Origin of the sequence: Streptomyces sp. NPDC051218, from assembly GCF_044455475.1 — a bacterium.
Taxonomy (GTDB): Bacteria; Actinomycetota; Actinomycetes; order Streptomycetales; family Streptomycetaceae; genus Streptomyces.
Map to the genome: position 1 here is coordinate 136,245 of NZ_JBITEU010000003.1, position 16,839 is coordinate 153,083.

17 protein-coding genes and 2 pseudogenes are annotated in these 16,839 nt (G+C 66.9%); 5 read left to right on the forward strand and 14 right to left on the reverse strand.

What is annotated here, in order from left to right; translation table 11 throughout:
• Nucleotides 1-39 precede the first annotated feature (39 nt).
• The 11 genes from ACIBCK_RS11675 to ACIBCK_RS11725 all read right to left on the reverse strand — a co-directional run bounded on the left by ACIBCK_RS11675 (nt 40) and on the right by ACIBCK_RS11725 (nt 10,252).
• Entirely contained in the window at nt 40-891 is an 852-nt protein-coding gene (locus ACIBCK_RS11675; protein ID WP_399389159.1) for a hypothetical protein, read from the reverse strand.
• Nucleotides 892-1,073: 182 nt separating this feature from the next.
• Entirely contained in the window at nt 1,074-1,724 is a 651-nt protein-coding gene (locus ACIBCK_RS11680) for an L-threonylcarbamoyladenylate synthase (protein WP_399389161.1), read from the reverse strand.
• A 4-nt stretch (nt 1,725-1,728) separates the two neighbouring features.
• Nucleotides 1,729-2,493, reverse strand: coding sequence for a phytanoyl-CoA dioxygenase family protein (locus ACIBCK_RS11685; protein WP_399389163.1), 765 nt, complete (start codon nt 2,491-2,493; stop codon nt 1,729-1,731).
• Entirely contained in the window at nt 2,477-3,313 is an 837-nt protein-coding gene (locus ACIBCK_RS11690) for a creatininase family protein (protein WP_399389165.1), read from the reverse strand. Before ACIBCK_RS11690 ends, ACIBCK_RS11685 begins: the two co-directional genes overlap by 17 nt.
• Nucleotides 3,310-4,107 carry a class I SAM-dependent methyltransferase gene (locus tag ACIBCK_RS11695; protein ID WP_399389167.1) on the reverse strand — a complete coding sequence of 266 codons (798 nt, stop codon included), beginning with the start codon at nt 4,105-4,107 and terminating at the stop codon, nt 3,310-3,312. Before ACIBCK_RS11695 ends, ACIBCK_RS11690 begins: the two co-directional genes overlap by 4 nt.
• Complete coding sequence (locus ACIBCK_RS11700; protein WP_399389169.1) at nt 4,104-4,769, reverse strand: HAD family hydrolase; 666 nt, start codon at nt 4,767-4,769, stop codon at nt 4,104-4,106. The genes ACIBCK_RS11695 and ACIBCK_RS11700 overlap by 4 nt, the downstream gene beginning before the upstream one ends.
• A complete protein-coding gene (locus ACIBCK_RS11705; RefSeq protein ID WP_399389170.1) occupies nt 4,769-5,212 on the reverse strand; it encodes a hypothetical protein in 444 nt (147 codons plus the stop codon). Before ACIBCK_RS11705 ends, ACIBCK_RS11700 begins: the two co-directional genes overlap by 1 nt.
• The gene (locus ACIBCK_RS11710) at nt 5,194-6,264 is read right to left on the reverse strand and encodes an enolase C-terminal domain-like protein (RefSeq protein WP_399389172.1); all 1,071 of its coding nucleotides are present in this window, start codon (nt 6,262-6,264) and stop codon (nt 5,194-5,196) included. Before ACIBCK_RS11710 ends, ACIBCK_RS11705 begins: the two co-directional genes overlap by 19 nt.
• Nucleotides 6,261-8,312: a hypothetical protein gene (locus ACIBCK_RS11715; protein ID WP_399389173.1), complete on the reverse strand. Its 2,052-nt coding sequence runs from the start codon at nt 8,310-8,312 to the stop codon at nt 6,261-6,263. Before ACIBCK_RS11715 ends, ACIBCK_RS11710 begins: the two co-directional genes overlap by 4 nt.
• Complete coding sequence (locus tag ACIBCK_RS11720; protein ID WP_399389175.1) at nt 8,309-9,355, reverse strand: hypothetical protein; 1,047 nt, start codon at nt 9,353-9,355, stop codon at nt 8,309-8,311. The genes ACIBCK_RS11715 and ACIBCK_RS11720 overlap by 4 nt, the downstream gene beginning before the upstream one ends.
• A 198-nt stretch (nt 9,356-9,553) precedes the next feature.
• Nucleotides 9,554-10,252, reverse strand: coding sequence for a haloacid dehalogenase-like hydrolase (locus ACIBCK_RS11725; protein ID WP_399389176.1), 699 nt, complete (start codon nt 10,250-10,252; stop codon nt 9,554-9,556).
• Nucleotides 10,253-10,502: 250 nt separating this feature from the next.
• Here ACIBCK_RS11725 and ACIBCK_RS11730 point away from each other — a divergent pair, with 250 nt between their 5' ends.
• A complete protein-coding gene (locus tag ACIBCK_RS11730) occupies nt 10,503-11,126 on the forward strand; it encodes an XRE family transcriptional regulator (RefSeq protein ID WP_399389178.1) in 624 nt (207 codons plus the stop codon).
• The gene (locus ACIBCK_RS11735; protein ID WP_399389179.1) at nt 11,113-11,580 is read left to right on the forward strand and encodes an NUDIX hydrolase; all 468 of its coding nucleotides are present in this window, start codon (nt 11,113-11,115) and stop codon (nt 11,578-11,580) included. The genes ACIBCK_RS11730 and ACIBCK_RS11735 overlap by 14 nt, the downstream gene beginning before the upstream one ends.
• A 4-nt stretch (nt 11,581-11,584) precedes the next feature.
• On the opposite strand, the gene ACIBCK_RS11740 is transcribed toward ACIBCK_RS11735, so the two are convergent.
• On the reverse strand, nt 11,585-12,148 hold the full coding sequence (locus ACIBCK_RS11740) for an HD domain-containing protein (RefSeq protein WP_399389181.1): 564 nt from the start codon (nt 12,146-12,148) through the stop codon (nt 11,585-11,587).
• Between the two features lie 434 nt (nt 12,149-12,582).
• Here ACIBCK_RS11740 and ACIBCK_RS11745 point away from each other — a divergent pair, with 434 nt between their 5' ends.
• On the forward strand, nt 12,583-12,789 hold the full coding sequence (locus tag ACIBCK_RS11745) for a VOC family protein (protein WP_399389790.1): 207 nt from the start codon (nt 12,583-12,585) through the stop codon (nt 12,787-12,789).
• Here the strand turns inward: ACIBCK_RS11745 and ACIBCK_RS11750 are convergent.
• Nucleotides 12,786-12,908: pseudogene (locus ACIBCK_RS11750) on the reverse strand (MFS transporter); the annotation flags it as partial. The gene ACIBCK_RS11745 and the pseudogene ACIBCK_RS11750 sit on opposite strands and share 4 nt — an antisense overlap.
• Nucleotides 12,905-13,258, reverse strand: a pseudogene (locus ACIBCK_RS11755) (flavoprotein); the annotation flags it as partial. The pseudogenes ACIBCK_RS11755 and ACIBCK_RS11750, both read right to left, overlap by 4 nt.
• A gap of 84 nt (nt 13,259-13,342) precedes the next feature.
• On the opposite strand from ACIBCK_RS11755, the gene ACIBCK_RS11760 reads away from it, so the two are divergent.
• Both ACIBCK_RS11760 and ACIBCK_RS11765 read left to right on the forward strand, forming a co-directional pair.
• Entirely contained in the window at nt 13,343-14,203 is an 861-nt protein-coding gene (locus ACIBCK_RS11760; RefSeq protein WP_399389182.1) for an abortive infection family protein, read from the forward strand.
• A 508-nt stretch (nt 14,204-14,711) separates the two neighbouring features.
• Nucleotides 14,712-16,697 (forward strand): competence protein CoiA family protein, encoded by a 1,986-nt coding sequence (locus ACIBCK_RS11765; RefSeq protein ID WP_399389184.1) that lies wholly within the window; start codon nt 14,712-14,714, stop codon nt 16,695-16,697.
• The last annotated feature ends 142 nt before the right edge of the window (nt 16,698-16,839 follow it).

The following is a 16,839-nucleotide window of genomic DNA, read 5'->3' on the forward strand; positions in this document are numbered from 1 at the left end:
GTTCCGTCCTTCGTACGGGAGAGGGGTGGGGTCAGGTCTTCAGCGGTGCCGGCGCCGCGGCGGGCTGTAGGCCCAGGCGCGGTGCCGCAGGAACAGATCTTGGGCCTGGCCGCAGTACGACCAGGGGACCTGGGTGGCGTGTGGACCGATGGCGTCGAAGACCTCCAACGCCTCGCTGTGCCGATTCGCGAACGACAGCGCGTGGGCCAGGTAGTTGGCGTCATCGGCGAAGCAGGCGTGCGGGCGCGGTGCTCGGTAGCGCCACCAGCGCTCCAGCACCGGAGCGATCTGCGGACAGTCGACCCAGGGGTGAATCGTCAGGCCGTACGCCGTCCGGTCCTGCTCCTGACGCGAGCGGTGCGCTTCCGCCAGGACGACCAGGGGCAGGACCCCGATCGGCAAGCCTTGGGGAGCGGTGGATGCCTGTTCCTCGGCCCACCACGCTGCCTCGCCCTGCTTTCCGTGATGGCGCGGGAGCAGGTACGTGACGACCTCGTGATGCGCCTCGCGGTTCCACGGGTCGCGCTGCTGGATCTCCTCCCACACGCTGCCAAGCGTGCTCCGGTCGGGGGCATGGGTACGAAGTAGCGCGAGCATGACAAGCAGAGGGGCGACGTCCTGCGGCCACACAGCGAGAGTGGTGCGGCATGTGGCCCAGGCGTCCTCCATGAGCGACCGGCCGGTGTCACGGCCGGCGATCATCGCGCGCAGGGCTTGCACATTCGCCAAGAGGGCCAGGGCGTGCGGTGAGCGCGGTTCGGCCTTCGCCCAGGTGTCGGCGAACGTGAGTCGCGCCCCAGCCTCGGCGAGGACCTGGAGATGGAAGATCCGCCGATCCCAGTCCGGACCAGTAGACGTCAGAAGATCGCGCGGGCCTTCCCAGCGGCCCATGGAAGCGTCTTCTAGGACGCGACGCAGTGCCTCGTCGCCCCTTGCCGGGTGCGTGTCGAGTAGTTGTCTGGGGCTCACCCCTTCTCATCCCCGTCCACGCTCGACCGCCGGCCGAACGGGCTCAACCGCCGGTCTGCGCGGCTCCGCTGCCCGCCTTCGCGTGACGCGACCCTACAGCTGCATCAGGAGGGCCGCACTTCCCGCCCAAGAGCCGCGGTGACGGCTCGCTGGTGGACGAGGCCGGTCCGTACGAGCTTCGTTTCCGAGGTGAAGCAGTCCACGATCGTCATGTGATTGGCCGCAGGACATACCCCTCCGTCGACGATGACGGACACCGCGAGGCTGGAGGCCGTCAGGAAGGCGTGGACCTCGTCCAGGGTCACGGCAGGGCCATGGTCGTCCGGACCAGCGTCGCCGGAGATATTGGCTGTCGTCGCGGCGACGGGCACCTTGGCCCGTGCCGCGAGTTCACCGAGCACTCCGGGAGCCATAGTGGTGAGTGCCGGCGAGCCGACGGCGGCGTGGCGTGCGGCGTCCTCATGGTCCCGCCAAGGCAGGAGAAGCGCGAGGTCACCGGGCCAGAACTGCTGGGCGAGCTTCCTTGCCTCGGGACTGAGTTGGAAATGCTGCTCGCAGACGGCGAGTGAGGGAGTGATGTAGGCGAGGGACTTGCCGCTGGGGCGTCGCTTGCCCGCGAACACGCTGCCGGATGCGTCCGCGTTGCTGGCGTCCGCACAGATCATGTACCAACGGTTGGTGGGGACGATGACGAGTTCGCCGGATTCGATGGCGCGGGCCGCAACGTCGAGTTCGCCGGGTTTGACGATACGCATGGAGCTACTCCTGGAAGGTAGAAGGGGAGGCACCCGCAAGGGGCGCGTAGTCGAGCCAGGGGTCGCGGAGGGCTTCGAGGCGACGGCCCGCATGGGCCGGGTGGGAGACGCGGAAGTACGCCATCACCCGGGGGAAGGGCATGAGGTTCTGGGCCACCATGTGGGGAACGAGGTGGTGCATGAGCAGGACGTCCCCGGGCATGCCAAGGAATGGGATCCCGTGCTCGCGATCGATCTCTGGCGGAACCTGCTCGGTCATTCCGAGTGACCACTCGTCGGCGAACCAGCGGGCCATGGTGACGTGCCCGCCGGGAAGGTAATGCAGGGCCCCGCACCGCGGGTCGCCGATGTCGGACAGCACGACGCCGACGAGCAGGGAGAACGTACGTAGCTCTCGCGGGTCCAAGTGAGGACAGGAGACCCCGTCGACGTGCATGGCCTTTTCCGGTTGTACGCCGGGGAACTCGCCTTCGGGCACACGGATCTGAACTTGGGCGGTCGTTACTGGCCCAACATCACCAAGCAAGTCGCCGGCGAGCCTATCCGCCCCAGTCTCCGTGTACAGGGAGAGCAGCTCTGCGCGATCTCCCAGTTCCGGGGCGAAGGTGCGCCGTGAGTACGCGGGTATGTCGTCCGGCGTCATTTCCCTGCGGTACGACTCGTCGATCAGGGAGACGGCTTGTTTGACCTGGTCGGGTTTGACCAGGCCACGTCGTATGAGAACGCCGTCTCGTTTGAAGGTCACCTTCTCCTCAGCCGTGAGACTCATGGGTCCTCCGTACGTCGGTCGGTTCGTGCGTTGTGGGCGTGGCGAGCCGGTCGAGGGCATCCGCGCACGCGTTCAGGGCGGCTGCAACGAGTGCCTGTCCGTGGTCTGTGGTGGCTTGGTGCGGGTCGCCGCCGATGACGCCTTGCATAGAGATCGCGGGGTTGTCCGACGACCAGGGCCAGGTTGCGCCCCGACCGAAGACAAGGCGCTGGATCTCCTCCCGCTGGCCGTAGTCGGGAGTGGAGCCGTTCAGGAGGAGATCCAGCCGTACGTGGTCGGGGGCGAGGGCGAGCATGAGGGAGGTCTCGCGGATGCCGGCGTGGACCTCGGGGAACGCGCCATCGCTCTCGAGCTGTCCAGCGGCGAGGGAGCCGGGGTTGACCACGCAGGTTGACACGTCATGCGTGCGCTGAAGCTGGTGTACGAGAGCCTCAAGGACGCCCTTGTTGCCGCCATGGCCATTGACGATGAGGACCGCCCGTGCCGGTGTTGAGCGGACGTACTCCCCCACCAACGCGTCGATTAGGGCGGTGTAGAGCGAGATATTCAGGGTGATGGTCCCCGGCGCCCACGCGTGCTCCGGGGAGAGCCCGTAGGGAACGGGCGGCACGACCCAGAGGTCGTGCCGATCCCCGACGTACGCGGCCAGGCGGTCGGCGAAGCGCTCGGCGATGACCGTGTCGGTGTTGAGCGGCAGATGCGGGCCGTGCTGCTCCAGGGAGCCAACCGGCAGGCAGAGGATCGACTGCTCGCTAAGCCCGGCCATGACACGAGGGGCCGTCAGCCTGCCGTATGACCTGTCTTCGCCCTGCGCCGTCATTTCCTGTCCCGCCGTCCGAGACGGATGAGGAACTCGTTCTCCTCGGGAAAGGTGTCGTTGTCGCTGAAGTCAGCCAGCCGGTTCTTCACCGCGGCCTCGAACTCCTTCAACCGATCTCCGAAGAGGTGGGGTGCGGCGAAGGACGTGGAGTAGAGGTAGCCGAGGATGCCCTCGGCGGTCCAGGTGCGGTGGACAGGTACTCGGACCTCCTCGACCTCGTTGAAGGGAGATTCCTCCATGATCTCGCTGTAGGGGCGGTTGTGATGCTGGAAGGTGCCGGCACCCGCGCGCCGCTGCTCTCCGAGGAAGCCCTTCACTACATCCCGGACGGCTTCCTTCCAAGGGCTGCCAGCAACCCAGAAGCTGTTGTCTCCGAAGATCGCAACCACGCCGTTTGAAGCGACCTGCTCGTCCAGGAGGGCCAGGACGGCGGCCTGGTCAAGCCAGTGGAATGCCCGGCAGATGGTGACGAGTTCGGCCCGCCAGCCGGCAGGCGGGGTGAAGTCCTCGGCCGTGCTCTGGACGAGGGAAAGGCTGGACCCTTCGGGGAGCTTTGGCCGTAGCGCCGACTCGGCTGCGGCGAGCATGTCCGCGTCGTTGTCAACGGCGATGATGTCGCCGAAACGGTCGAGCAGAGCCTCGGCCACGAGGCCGGTTCCCGTACCGACGTCCAAGAGCCGACGGCGGCCCTCAGGTCCAGCGGGGGCGGCGGTGTCGAGTACCGCTGCCACATCGTCGGGGATGCCGGGGCGGAACTGACGGTAGTACGAGGTGGTTCCCGTGAAGAGACTCATGAGGCGCTCCCTGCTGCGAGCTGTTCGATGTACGTGGCGGCTGCCGCCAGGTCGATGGCGACGAGCACACCGTGGTCAACGACCAATGATTCATCGGGGACTTGGCGCCCACGAGATATCCAGACAGCCCTCAAGCCTGAGGCGACGGCTCCCTCGATGTCGCAGGCCCAGTCGTCACCGATGTGGATCACCCGATCGGGGGCGGCATCGAGCTGGTCGACGACGGTGCGGAAGGCGCGTGGGTCCGGCTTGGTATGGCCTATACGGCAGGAGGGGAAGTAGTCGCTCACCCATGGGGAGAGCCGACGGCGAAGTCCCTCGGTGTCGGCGTCGACGCACGTGACGTTGGAGAGTGTGACCACGGTCGCCACGGCGCTGATCTTGCGCAGAGCTTCCGTGGTGCCGGGAAAAAGACGGAGCGGAGCCGGGGCCAGGTCGCGGGGAAAGGCTTCCTCGGGCACCTCCAACGCCTCGCAGATCCCCGCCACCACGGCGTCAGTGAGCGCTGGTTGGGTATGGAGTCCGGCTCGCATGATCGCCCGCGCCTGAGCCGCAGGTAACGGGGAGGCTTCAGCCAGTCGCATCGCCAGGCCAGGGCCTTCAGCGGTGCCAAGAGTTCCGCCGACATCGACTGTCACCAGGAGCGAGGGTTCGGCGGTCATCAGGGCCTCTCTGTGGTCGCCGGCATGGCGGAGACGATGGCTGCGACGCGTGCTTGCCGGATGGCGGTGGTCGTGGACTCGGAGAGGAAGGTCAGGACGTAGCGCAGCTCCGCCTCATCGAGCGTCTCCAGAGACCGCCCCTCGTCGCCGGCCATCTCCTGCAGATCCGGCGGAATGGCTCGCGGACGAAGGCCGTGCGGCAGATGGAGCGTCCCCTGCCATCCTGTGCCCGGATCGGGCACCTGGCCGTCCCCCGCCGGACGCAGCACGGTGACGTCGTCAAGGGTCAGGATGCGTACGGGGACCGTTGCACTCCCTACGTCGAGGCTTCCTTTGAGGAAGGTGTCGTGTCCGTCGAGTCGCTGGGACAGCACCAGCAGCGGTCCGTCCGGGCCTTGGCTGACGGTGCCGGTGACGGAGAGACTCAGCGACGTGCTGGGCATGTCGCCCTCCTTGGGGTCGTGCCGAGACCAGGGGTGTCCGGCATGCTGATACGTCCGGGTTCAAGCTGAAGTGGCGCGTCGTACAGGCGCTGGCGTCGTGGCTCCCACTGGAGCCGGTACTCGACGGCCGGAACCGCGTCGGGGAAGGCCGCCGCAAGGTGGAGTCCAGGAACGATCGAGCGGCCGTGCGGGTATACGGGGGTGGCGTGTGCTTGGGCCAGATCGAGCATCTGCCTCGCTCGGGTCAGGCCGCCGCAGCCGACGACATCAAGAGTCAGAGCGCTCGGCCGGACGTACTGAATAAGGCTGGTGGGATCCTCGTCACAGTGCGCGCGCTCGCCTACGGCCAGGGGCAGTCCGGTGGCCGCGAGAAGTTCGTATGCGTCCAGATCGTGGTACGGCAGCGGATCCTCCAGCCAGCGCAGGGAAGCTGCCTCTACTCTCAAGGCAAATTCCCTGGCCACACCTGGGGTCCAGGTGCCGACCGCATCGACGGCGACAGGGCCGCCGACGGTCTCGGAACAACGCTCCACAGCCTGTGCCATGTGTGCAGCGGCCTGGCCTGGCGAGTCCTTCGGGGCTCGACGAAGCCCCCACTTGGTGAATCGCCAGCCTCCCGCCGCGACCCCGCGCAGCACGTCCAAGTCCTCGCAGCTGGTGAGGTTCTGGGAGAGCCACGAGGCATAGGCCGGCACGGATCGCTGAGACTTGCCGCGTGACAGGAGGTCGGCGACTGAGCGCGAAGTGAGACGGCCGTGAAGATCCCAGGCTGCGCAGTCGACCGCGCCGACCGCCCAGGAGGCGACGTCGGACGGTGAGGTGCGAGCAGCCGCCCGCAGTCGGACCGACAAACCATCGTGGTCGGCGGCATGGTGCCCCTGCACTACTGGAGACAAGGTGTCCCTCGCGTAGACCGCGATCCGTTCACTGATCGGGCCATAACAGCCGGCCACGCCCGCACCGTGGATCATGACGAAGAGCGCGTCGTCCCCCGGGGCCACGTCCTCGCGAACCGCGGCGATCTCCAGCCGTTCAATGGTGAAGGAGGTCACCGGGCCACCTCCCGGGTGGCGAGCAGGCGTCTGGCGGACCGCTCCACTCCTGCCCGGTCCATGCCGAGGGTGTGGGCGAGCAGCTGCTGAGGCATGGGGCCGAGTGGTTCCTGCCAGCCGATCACATCGACGGGACGGTGGAGCCGTCCGGCCAGCAGGCTCCAAACGGCGGCGGGATGTCCGAGGGTGAGAACGAGGACAGCGGCGTTCGCGCCGAGATAGTGGTCGATTTCCTGGGTACTGAGTCCCCGTGGCCACAACTGGGCGGCTCCAAGGACGGTCAGGTCGAGCAGGTTCACCACGCGGATGCGGTAGCCGTGCCGTTCGCGGAGGTAGCCCACAGCGTCGCTGGCGACAGCAGCCGGGATGTCTCCAGCCGTGACGACCGTGAGGTCGGGCTCGCCGTCGTCGCTCAGGTGCGGCCAGATCGCGAGGCCCCGCTCGTATTCCTCCTCAATGGTGTCCGCGGGATGAGCCGTGCGGGTGTGCTTTCCCGCGACAATGAGGTTGACCCTGTCGACCGAGTCGAACGCCTCGTCCAGGACGGCGGCGGTGCGTGCCGGATCGGCTGGCGTCAACACGCGCACCGAAGGAACCCTGAGCCCAAGGAGCGTGGTGGCGAGGGAGGGGTCCCCGTGGCTGTGGACGTTGTGCCAGCCGTATGACGTGAGCAGGAGGTTGAGGCTGGGCAGGCCCAGCGCGCCAGCCGTGCGCCTGTGCTTTATGTGGCTCACTAAGCCGCTGGTGAGCAGCGGTGCGAACGCTTCGTACGAGACCATCACTCCTCGACGCCCGCTGGCCGTCCAACCGGCAAGCCACTCCAACAACACCTCCTCCGCCAGCAGTTCGTGTGTCCAGTCCTCTCCAACGAGATCCGGTAGCCGGTTGGAGGACAGCTCGTCCGGGCTGAGGACACGAAAATCCGCGCGCGCGGCGTGCCGCTTGACGACGTCGGTGACCGCCTCGGTGAACGTGCTCACCTGCCGGTATCCCGAGGCTCGTCCCTCCACCTCCAGGGGCTCGGCTGGACCCAGGGAGCACCAGCGAACCGTGGCCACCGCCTCGGCAAGGTCACCGCGCGGACGCCCGTCCGGGTCGAAGAGATCCGCGGGCCGGTATGAGGCGAGCCAGTCGGCCAGTCTCGTCAGCTGATCCGGGTCGGTACGCGGGCTGACCAGCGGGGTCTTGTGCAGATCGGGGGTGCCCAGCAACGCACGATCTCCGAGGGCGGCGGGGCCGCCCCAACCTTTCACACAGCGCAGGATCAGAACTGTCCGACGCCCGACGAGCGTTTCCTCCAGCGCGCTCCACAACGCCGTGTGAATGGCATGGTGCTCCTGCAGAGTCCCCGTCACGACATGAACCACCTGGGCTACCCAGCCCAGGCCGCCGAAGTATGCGCGAAGCGCGTCGTCGTTCATCGCGCCGAGCAGCGACTGCTGTCCCATGCGGAAGCCGTTCACGTGCACGATGGGCAGAACCGAGGCATCAGGGAGGGCTCTCTGCCCCAGCCAGCTCGCGGCGGTCGTGGGGGTCTCGCATTCGCCGTCCCCAATGATGGGCACGACAACTCGGTCCGGTGCGTCGAGGGCGGCCCCCTGGGCGAAGGGAAGACAGCCGCCGAGCCGCCCCCCGAGGAAGCCGCCGGCGGGGAGAGACGGCGAGACCTCCGATCCGAGACCGTCGGTCTCCGGAAACGCCTGGGCCAGCTGACGAAGGCCGTTCGCGTCCGGGCTGAAGCGCGACCGTACCTTCCCGAGCTCCCCGGTCACCCAAGCCGCCGAGAGCTGGACGACGCCGGCGTGCCCCGCCCCCAGCAGTGGCATCAGTTCCACGCGTCCGTCCAAATCCCCCGCCGCGAGCACCACGTGGGACAACGCCCACGCGGTGCCGGGGACAGTGCCCCAGTGTCCGGCAGGCCGATCCTTCACGTTCTCAGCGACCAGTGGCTCCGCGAGCAGGACGTTTTCCCGCAGATGCAGCTGGCAGACCGAGGCATAGACGGTCGCTCGCCACAGAGCATCGGCCAGAGCGGGGGTTCCGGTCACCGTGCACCGACCAAGGACTCGCCGGCGAAGGTGAAGTACCACAGGGGGCGGTAGCACTCCCATGCGGTGGGACGCAGGCCGGTCGAGCCCATGATGTCCTCGATCACTACGCGTGCCTGGAGGTAGTGCTCCAGATCCTGCGCTCCGGGTGCACGCAGGCTGGCCATGACCGAGTTATGGGCCTGGTAGACCTGGAAGTTGGGGAACTCGCTGACGTACGGAACCAGCGCGCTGACGCCCGCATGCAGTGCTTCAAGCGCGTCCAACCCCACGATGTACGTGAACGAGGTGCCATGGCCGGCTTCCAACGCCCGGCGGAGCAGTCCCGGCATCTCCGAGGCGACGAGCACGGCCTTACTGGCCTTCAGCAACAGATCGCGCCGTGTAAAGCACTCGGCGGTAAGGCGGAGAACGAAAGGCGCCACGTCAACCGCGAGTTGATCGAATGCCTTCTTAGACCCCAACACCGAGGTCAGGAAGCCGATGCGCGCCTTGACGCCCTGTTCGCCGAGCACGGTACGGAGCGTGCGTAGGTGCTGCACCGCCGCCGACTCACGCTCGAAGCAGCCGGTCGAGACGGTCACCTCACGCACGTCTGTCAGGTCACGGTGCGGGTGCTGCTCCCGCAGCGCCGTGAAGAGTTCCTGGAGGTCCCGCTCCTCCGCGAGGCGGGGATCAGCGGCAGCCTCAAGGGTGTTGGGACAGAAGGCGCACCCCACACAACGGCTGCGCGCATTCGGGTTGAGTGTGAGAGCCGCGCCAGCGTCGCGGAAGTATCCGCCGACCGCCTCGTCCGCATCAATGCGCTCGACGGTGCCGACCGGGGCGCCGCCCAGCGTGAGGTTCTCGCCTCTGAGGCGGAATGGGGAGTCCGTGACGTTCAAGGGAACTATGAGTTGCCAGGGCACCGATGGGGCACTCGCCAGTCGAACCTGGACGCGTGCCCGGTGGCGCGGCAGGTCGGACGCGATGCCGTGCAGATTGATCGCGATGAGCAGCGTGTCCTCGACAGGCACGCGGTACTTGGCCGCGAGTCGTTCCACCTCCCCGAGCGTGGAGGTCGTGCTGCTCTGTCCGCTCAGTAAGTCCGTCATGCGCGTGCTCCGTCCCAGCAGCCGGAGGGGATGGGTGCGCCGGCGGCCCGTGGAGGATTCAGCCGCCGACGACACGCAGAGACTGTCGCGAAACACGAGGACGCCGAACGCCGTCCCAGGATCTCTCCGGGACGTCCTGGGACGTTTTCAGTCGCTGCCGGATGCCAGCGAACGCAGATGACTCACTAGACCTGAGACGTCTCGGAGATCAGAAAGCACGACAGACGCCCCGGCCGCCCGCAGCTCGTCAACGCTGTGGATGCCAGAGGCCACCGCGATGACGTGGGCGTCGGAGCCGAGGGCGGCCTGGACATCACGGGGGGTGTCCCCGATGAGGACGGCGGGTGCGTCATGGGGAAGGCCATGGGTCTGCTGAATGCGCTCTCGGGCCACTTTCACGAGAGCCGCGCGGTCTTCCGAGTGTTCTCCGTAAGCCCCACATTCCATGTCCAAGAGCGCATCGAGCCCAAAGGGGCGTAGCTTCACACGGGCATTGGCCGCGATGTTGCCAGTCAGCACCGAGGAGACCATTCCCGATTCCCCCGCAAGGGCCTCAAGTGCGTCACGCGCGCCAGGGAGGGCACGGCCCCGCACCGCAAGATCCCCCTCGCGCCCCTCGCCCGCGACTTCCAACGCCCGCACGATGCGCTCCCAAGCTGGTGGCTCCATCCCGTGGTCCCGGAACATCCCGGCAAGGATCAAGCGGTCGGTCCGTCCTTCCGTACGGGCCGGATGAAGGGGCGTACGGCCGGCCAGGGCCGCAAAAGCCGCCGCGTAGATCTCTTTGCTGACACCGGAGTTCTCGATGAGCGTGTGGTCGATATCCCAGAGCACGATGAGTGGCACGTCGCCAGCCTAAGCAGTGGCGCAAACGCCACCGGCCATGCCATGTCGGAAGATGCTCTTGCGGCGGGCTGAGCGGTCCGGTTGTCTTACCTGAGTGAATGAGCGACTGCGCTCCGCACTCGTACAAAGCGGGCTAAAGGTAGAAGAGTTGGCCGAATCATGCGCCGTCGACCCTAAGACGGCAAGTCGCTGGATCAGCGGACGTGTCCCGCACCGACGACACCGCTGGACCGTCGCCAACCTGCTCCGCGTGGACGAGTCTTACCTGTGGCCGGATGCGGATCAGCAGGCATCGCGCTTCGGATCCACGCAGTCGGAGATCGCCGGCACCTACCCGAACCGGGCGAGTGTCCCTCGCGACATCTGGATATCGCTGCTCCTAGGGACCATGAAGCAGGTCGACGTCTTGGTGTTCTCCGGCACCTTCTTCGCCCAGACGAACCCCCGCATCGCGCGAATGCTCCAGGAGCGGGCGCAGGCCGGGGTTCGGGTGCGCCTGTGCTTCGGAGACCCGGAGGGCGAGGCTGTACGCATCCGCGGACACGAGGAAGGCATCGGCGACACCCTGGCCGCCAAGATCAAAGCCTCGCTCACCTACTACCGGAGCCTCGTCGACCACCCAGGCTGCGAGGTACGGCTGCACGACACCACGCTGTACAACTCGATCTTCCGCTACGACGACCATCTCCTCGTCAACACCCACATCTGGGGCCAGCCAGCCAGTGCGAACCCGCTCTTCCATCTGCGCCGCACGCCCAACGCGGAATGGTTCGACCGGTACGACGAGAGTTTCGAAGCGGTCTGGAAGGCCGCGCGCCTCTGGGCGCCCGACAACGCCGACAGCAAGGAGCGCTACCGCAGTGGGCAGGACTGAGTACTACAACGACCCCAAGGCCCCCAAGGCCAACACCCTGATCCCCGCCAGCAACATGCTCGTCGTGAATGACGTGGGCATGATCCTCCTGCAACGACGCCGCGACACCGGTCAATGGGCCCTGCCCGGAGGCGCCCAGGACATCGGGGAGACGGCAGCCCAGTGCGCCGTCCGCGAGTGCGAGGAGGAAACCGGCATCGTCGCCGAAATCACCGGGTTCCTAGGGGTCTACACCAATCCGCACCACATCGTCGCCTACACCGACGGTGAGATCCGCCAGCAGTACGAGAACACCTACATCGGGCGCCCCATCGGCGGCGAACCCACCATCAACGACGAAGCAGATGGCGTGCGCTTCGTCCAGCCCGACGACCTCGACGACTACGACATTCACCCCAGCATGCGCCAGCAGATCGGCGACTACCTGGCCGGCACCTATCCCTACGTCGGATAACTGATCAGAGCACGACACCCAGGTCGTCCGCCGCAGCCCGCACCCGTCCCACGCTGGCGTGGATCTCGGGTGCGGCCCGTCGGATGAATCGTCCGACGATGCTGTCCGCGCCGTACCGGCCCAAGATCTCGCCCACCCGCTCCTCTGAAGTCGTACGCCCTCCGTCCGGCGTGGTGGTCATGTCGCAGTACACCAGGGCGTCCACCAACAGGAGATCGCCAGGCAAGGGAAACTCGGCGGCCAGCTCTGTCCGCAGACCGCGCTCTTCAGCCTCCAGGAGCGCGAAGGAGTGATTCGCCACCAGGCGCACGACTAGACCACTCATCGTGCCGAGTGCCTGAAGGTGACGTGCGCCGTCAAGGGGGTGGAAGCCGGTGTCGACAAGCGGCGGCGCGTACCCAATGTCGTGCAGCACAGCTGCCATCTCCAGGCCCTCGGCTCCGCCGCCCACGAGGGGCGCGAGTTCCCTGGCGCAGGCGGCCACGCCCTGCGTGTGTGCCCACCGCCGCGGCAGACTCTCACGGAGCAGTCCTTCAGCCAGTTTGTACGCGCCCTCAACCGTCGTCACGCGGCGAGGATACGGCTGCGGAAGGAGGCAAGAACAGGTTGAGCGGCACCTCGTGAACGCTTGTTTCCGGTTTGGAGCCGGTTACCCGCTGCCCCGGGGCTGACCTCACGATCAGCCCCTCTTCCCGCTGTCACACCCGACCGCCGCGGCTCACCCTGCTTCGCCGAGCCGGGGCACGTCTCGGGTCTCACTCCCGGCCTCATTCACCGGCGTGCGGGGAAGCTACCCACCGCCCATGACAGCGGCCACTTCGGATTCCCCGTGTACGGTCAATTGTGGCGTTACTCTGCGTATTCACCACATAGGCATCTTGAACCTCGACGCCAGGAGAAGCCATCCTCTTCGAGCTGCCGAACCTGTCGCTGTTCCTGATCCAGCGCGGGGAGTACGCGACGTACCTCGACCGTGCCGGCGTTGCCACTCCCCACGCTGCCGTGCCGGGCGCGTGCGTCATTTCCTGCGCCATCGGCAGCGGGGCGGAGGTCGACGACATCCTCGCCCGAGCCGGCACGGCGGGTGGGGCGGTACCCGAGGCCGCGGGCACCTATGACGGGACTTACATGGGCTACTTCACCGACCCTGACGGGCACCTGTGGGAGCTGGTGTTCAACGTCCAGACAACATCAGCTGCGACACCGTAGTAGACGACGCCCCAGCTGGTGATCTGCGTTGCGCACAGCGCCGGCAGCGCGGCGCGGGGCCGCGACCGGTCCCCTGTTCCGGTCGCGGCCCCGCGCTGAGGGGTGTTGAGGCTGGTCACGAGCCGCAGCAGCCGGCCGGTGTCTCCTCGGCGATGATTGCGGCCGGAGCACCGACGCCGAGCTGGACGAGCGCGGGTGCCGGAGCGCAGCAGCCGCCGCCGTCGGCCTGGTCGGCGGCTGGAGTGTCGAAGAGTCCGGCGCCGCCGCACACTCCGGTCTCGGGGAGGGTGAGTTCGACACGGTCAGCGGATTCGAGGTCACCGGCGATGGCCGCGGTGACGGAGCGGACCTGTTCGTAGCCGGTCATGGCCAGAAAGGTGGGGGCGCGGCCGTAGGACTTCATGCCGACCAGGTAGATGCCCTGCTCGGGGTGGGACAGTTCGCGGTGGCCGTGGGGGTAGACGGTGCCGCTGGCGACGGTCGCTGTCTGGAACAGACGTCACACTGCGAAAAGGCCGTGACGGCTATCAACGTCTGCTCCTATCTTCAGACTATGACCGTCACCGCGCGGCGGGAGCTGGTGAGCCCCGCGACCCGCAACGCCTTCCGCTCTCTGGCCACGGACCTGACCATTCGGATTGTGGCCGACTTGTGGGAGGACCACGGGTTCGCGCCCATCCCTCCAGATGAGCTGAAGTACCAGGACTCGGGGCAGCGTCGAACCGAGTTCATGCTCTACGCGGAGGGTGTGGACTGGTCTGATCCGAACCAGGTGCGTCGCGTGCTCCTGGTCTTCGAGGACTTCATCCGTGCGTACCGGAACCCGGACGATCAGGGAAGACCGAAGTGGTTGGACGACATCAGGGTGCGCCTAGAGCGGGACGGCTTCGCTCTCGATACGGAGGGAAGGATCTCCTGGTCGAACCCGCCGGTGCTGGTCCGTGATTTGAGCACCCTGAGCGACGCCTCGGGCATCACGATCGAGCTCGAGCGCATTCGCAGAGACCTGATCACGGATCCCCACGGAGCCATCGGCGCAGCTAAGCAGCTCATTGAGGCGACCGCGAAGACCGCTCTTGGTGAGCTGAACGTCGAGGTCGACAAGAACGCCGCGCTCCCCGCTCTGATCAGCACGGTCCAGAAGGCGCTGAAGCTCGACGCTGGCTCAGCACCTGACGGGCCAGACGGCAGCAAGGCCGTGAAGAAGATCCTGTCGGGCTCAGTGAACATCGCGGTCGGAGTCGCCGAACTACGCAACCAGGGTTTCGGTAGCGGTCACGGCCAGGCAAGCGCACCGTCCGGCCTTGGAGTGCGTCATGCCCGCCTGACGGTCAATGCTGCGGTCACCTGGTGCGAGTTGATTCTCGACACCCTGTCGGACCGCAGCGCACCGTGGCGCAAGGACCAGGTTTGATCACTCCATCAAGTGCATGCACCGCGAGAGCCACAGGAACCTATACCCGTCGCGCGAACATGCTTCCGCAATGCGACTGGCAGGTGACGCTCGGGGGCGATCCCCCAGACGAGCACCCGGCGCTGGGAGAACCCTGGAAGATGATCTTCTTCTGTCGACCAACCGAGGCCCCGCCGCACCACTTCAGACCAACGCACTGACCAGCACGTTGCAGGATCCTCAGGTGTCGATCTTGCCCGAACCTCATTCGGGATGAAGAGGCCGTCCCGCCACCCCGACAGAGAAGCGACGGGTCAGGCTCGGTACTGAGGAATCAGTGCCGGGCCTGATGTGCGTTAGGGGGACATTCTGGGAGCCGTTTGGGAGCCGACTTCGGGATGCGGTGCCGGCGCCGCCGCGAGCCGGGCGGGCAAGGCTTGGTCGCTCTCCTTGGAAGCGCCTAGTCACAAGCGGCCGCTCTGGCAGGATTGTCGACGCTGGTCTGCTTTCCTCCGCGGAGGTCTCTGTCATGCAACCGTCGCCCACGGACCACCGTCGAATACAGACGGCCGTCATCGGCAGCAAGGATTCCGACCTGGCGATCATCCTCCCCATGCAGGCGGAGGAGCTGGCGAACTGGCGGCAGAAGCACCCTCGGTACACCTACTGGTGCGGCACCCTGCTCGGCGGCTGCGGCGAGCGCCTGACAGACCGGCTCTACTGCTCGAAGGTCTGCCATTTCGCGCACCATCCCCATCACACCTGCACTCGCACTGCCAATGGAGAAGAGAGCGCCGACCACCTGTTCATGAAGAGGGCCTTGCAAGGCTGGGCGGGCAGCCAGGGGTTAGAAGCGACAGTCCGGATGCGCAGGAGCACTGCCTCCCCCGGCGGCCTGATCGACGTCGACCTCCACGGCGGTGCGCGACAACTGCGCTTCCGCCTGTCGCCTGACCGCAATGGTTCGTGGGGCATGGCTCCTGGCGAGACGTACACCTCGGGCAAAGAGGACGTCGACTGGATCTTCGGCCTAGGAGGCCCGGCGCCCCAGGGGGTCTTGAACGATTCCGACTATGTCTTCCGTATCCGGTTCGAGACCAGAGGAGCTGAACGGTGTCCCTACCTCGGTGTGCAGCAGCGCGGTCGAGCCACCGAGTGGACGCCGTTCGCCGCCGCAGCTGTGACCGCCGACGGGCTTTCCACACCGGCGGTTGAGCAGATACGGGCCGCCCGCAGGCGATCGGCCGCGGCGGGTAAGGGCAATGGCGCGAGAGGGGCGCCGCCTGTGTCGCCGTCTCCTCAGCCGCCAGCGTTCCGGCGCCTGAGCCGGGACGAATTGATCGTCGCGGTTCGCGAAGCCCTGGAATTGGACGCGCGGTGGGCGACCAAGCCGACCCTGAAACGCCTCGGTCAGACGATCAGCGTGGACCTCGCCCATTACGACACCAGGGCACTCGTCGAACTGCTCACCGAGGCCGACATCCCGTTTCCCGCAAGCGACCCCGTTCTATCCGCCCTCATACGGACGGCCAGCGGTGAACCGCTGCCCTTCCTGGCCGACATCGTCGAAGGGCTTGGGCTGGGGAGGCCGTCTTCTGTGTCTCATCTGAAGCGGTGGGCACAGCGTGAGGCTGATCGTGCGTTTGCGAAGTACGGAATCCCCTCACGTACCCTGCCGCCGGAGCTGCCGCTCGACGCGGCAGTACCCGAGGTGCACATCGCAATCCCTCCCGGTCCGCGCCAAGCCGGAGTTCGACGAAGTCAGCGGACGGGAACGCAGGGCAGCCAGGCTCCCGACGACTGGAAGCGGCTGCAACACCTCGTCTCTGAGGGGCAGCAACTGGTCGGTGGCGCAGGAGGCAAGGCTGCCGCTCGCCTGAAGCAGGAGCTCCGGACAACTCGTCGGCTCCTGGAAGGCACACGCCGGACCAAGCTCAACAAGCGTGGGCTGCGCGTTCTTCGGGAGACGAGCGCTCAGCTGGAAACCGCCATCGAAACAGTGAGGAAGGCAGCTCGGCGAAGCCGGAAGCCCTCTGGCGGGGTCGTACGGTCGGCCCCTGCAGTTGAGCCGCCGAAGCGGGAGCATCAGCAACTCGATGCCCGACCACCGAAGGCCAAGCGGCCTGCTGTTCCCGCCCCTGGCGATCTTCGGCAGCACCTCGTCACGGTTGCGCAGGCGGGAGGCACCACGCACTGGCTTCTCATAGCCGGCGGCAAGAGCAGCCCCCAGGAAGTACGCCTCAAGCTCCTGTCGCAGATCGAAGACCATTCCGGTGGCGACGCACCGCTTCTTTCGTCCCTGGTCATGGCGCCCGGTGGCGGCCCAGTCCCGTACTTTCGGGAAATCTTGAAGGACGTAGGGCTCGCTGTGCCTCGGTCGGACGAAGTGCTGATGCGGATCTGGCGCCGCGAGCAAGAACGCGCGCACGCAGCCTACGCGAATCCGCCTCGCCCGGTTCCGCCAAGGCTTGTCCCGAGGCAGCCAGGCGCGGACGCCGCACGTGGCCCGCAATGAGGCTGGGAAGAGAGCACCGGAAGGGGCCGACCTCCCAGCCTCATCAGACACTCGCTGGCGAGCCCAGAGGTCTCGCTCGACGGCTGGGAGTAATGCACCACGACTGCCACTCAGAACCGGTGGAAGCCCTGCCTCGGGCTGA

What these genes read in the sequence shown, in the direction of transcription:
- ACIBCK_RS11695 (WP_399389167.1), bottom strand. Translation starts at nt 4,107, where the DNA reads ATGAGTCTCTTCACGGGAACCACCTCGTACTACCGTCAGTTCCGCCCC.
- ACIBCK_RS11705 (WP_399389170.1), bottom strand. Translation starts at nt 5,212, where the DNA reads ATGCCCAGCACGTCGCTGAGTCTCTCCGTCACCGGCACCGTCAGCCAA.
- ACIBCK_RS11690 (WP_399389165.1), bottom strand. Translation starts at nt 3,313, where the DNA reads ATGACGGCGCAGGGCGAAGACAGGTCATACGGCAGGCTGACGGCCCCT.
- ACIBCK_RS11685 (WP_399389163.1), bottom strand. Translation starts at nt 2,493, where the DNA reads ATGAGTCTCACGGCTGAGGAGAAGGTGACCTTCAAACGAGACGGCGTT.
- ACIBCK_RS11680 (WP_399389161.1), bottom strand. Translation starts at nt 1,724, where the DNA reads ATGCGTATCGTCAAACCCGGCGAACTCGACGTTGCGGCCCGCGCCATC.
- ACIBCK_RS11700 (WP_399389169.1), bottom strand. Translation starts at nt 4,769, where the DNA reads ATGACCGCCGAACCCTCGCTCCTGGTGACAGTCGATGTCGGCGGAACT.
- ACIBCK_RS11760 (WP_399389182.1), top strand. Translation starts at nt 13,343, where the DNA reads ATGACCGTCACCGCGCGGCGGGAGCTGGTGAGCCCCGCGACCCGCAAC.
- ACIBCK_RS11765 (WP_399389184.1), top strand. Translation starts at nt 14,712, where the DNA reads ATGCAACCGTCGCCCACGGACCACCGTCGAATACAGACGGCCGTCATC.
- ACIBCK_RS11675 (WP_399389159.1), bottom strand. Translation starts at nt 891, where the DNA reads ATGGGCCGCTGGGAAGGCCCGCGCGATCTTCTGACGTCTACTGGTCCG.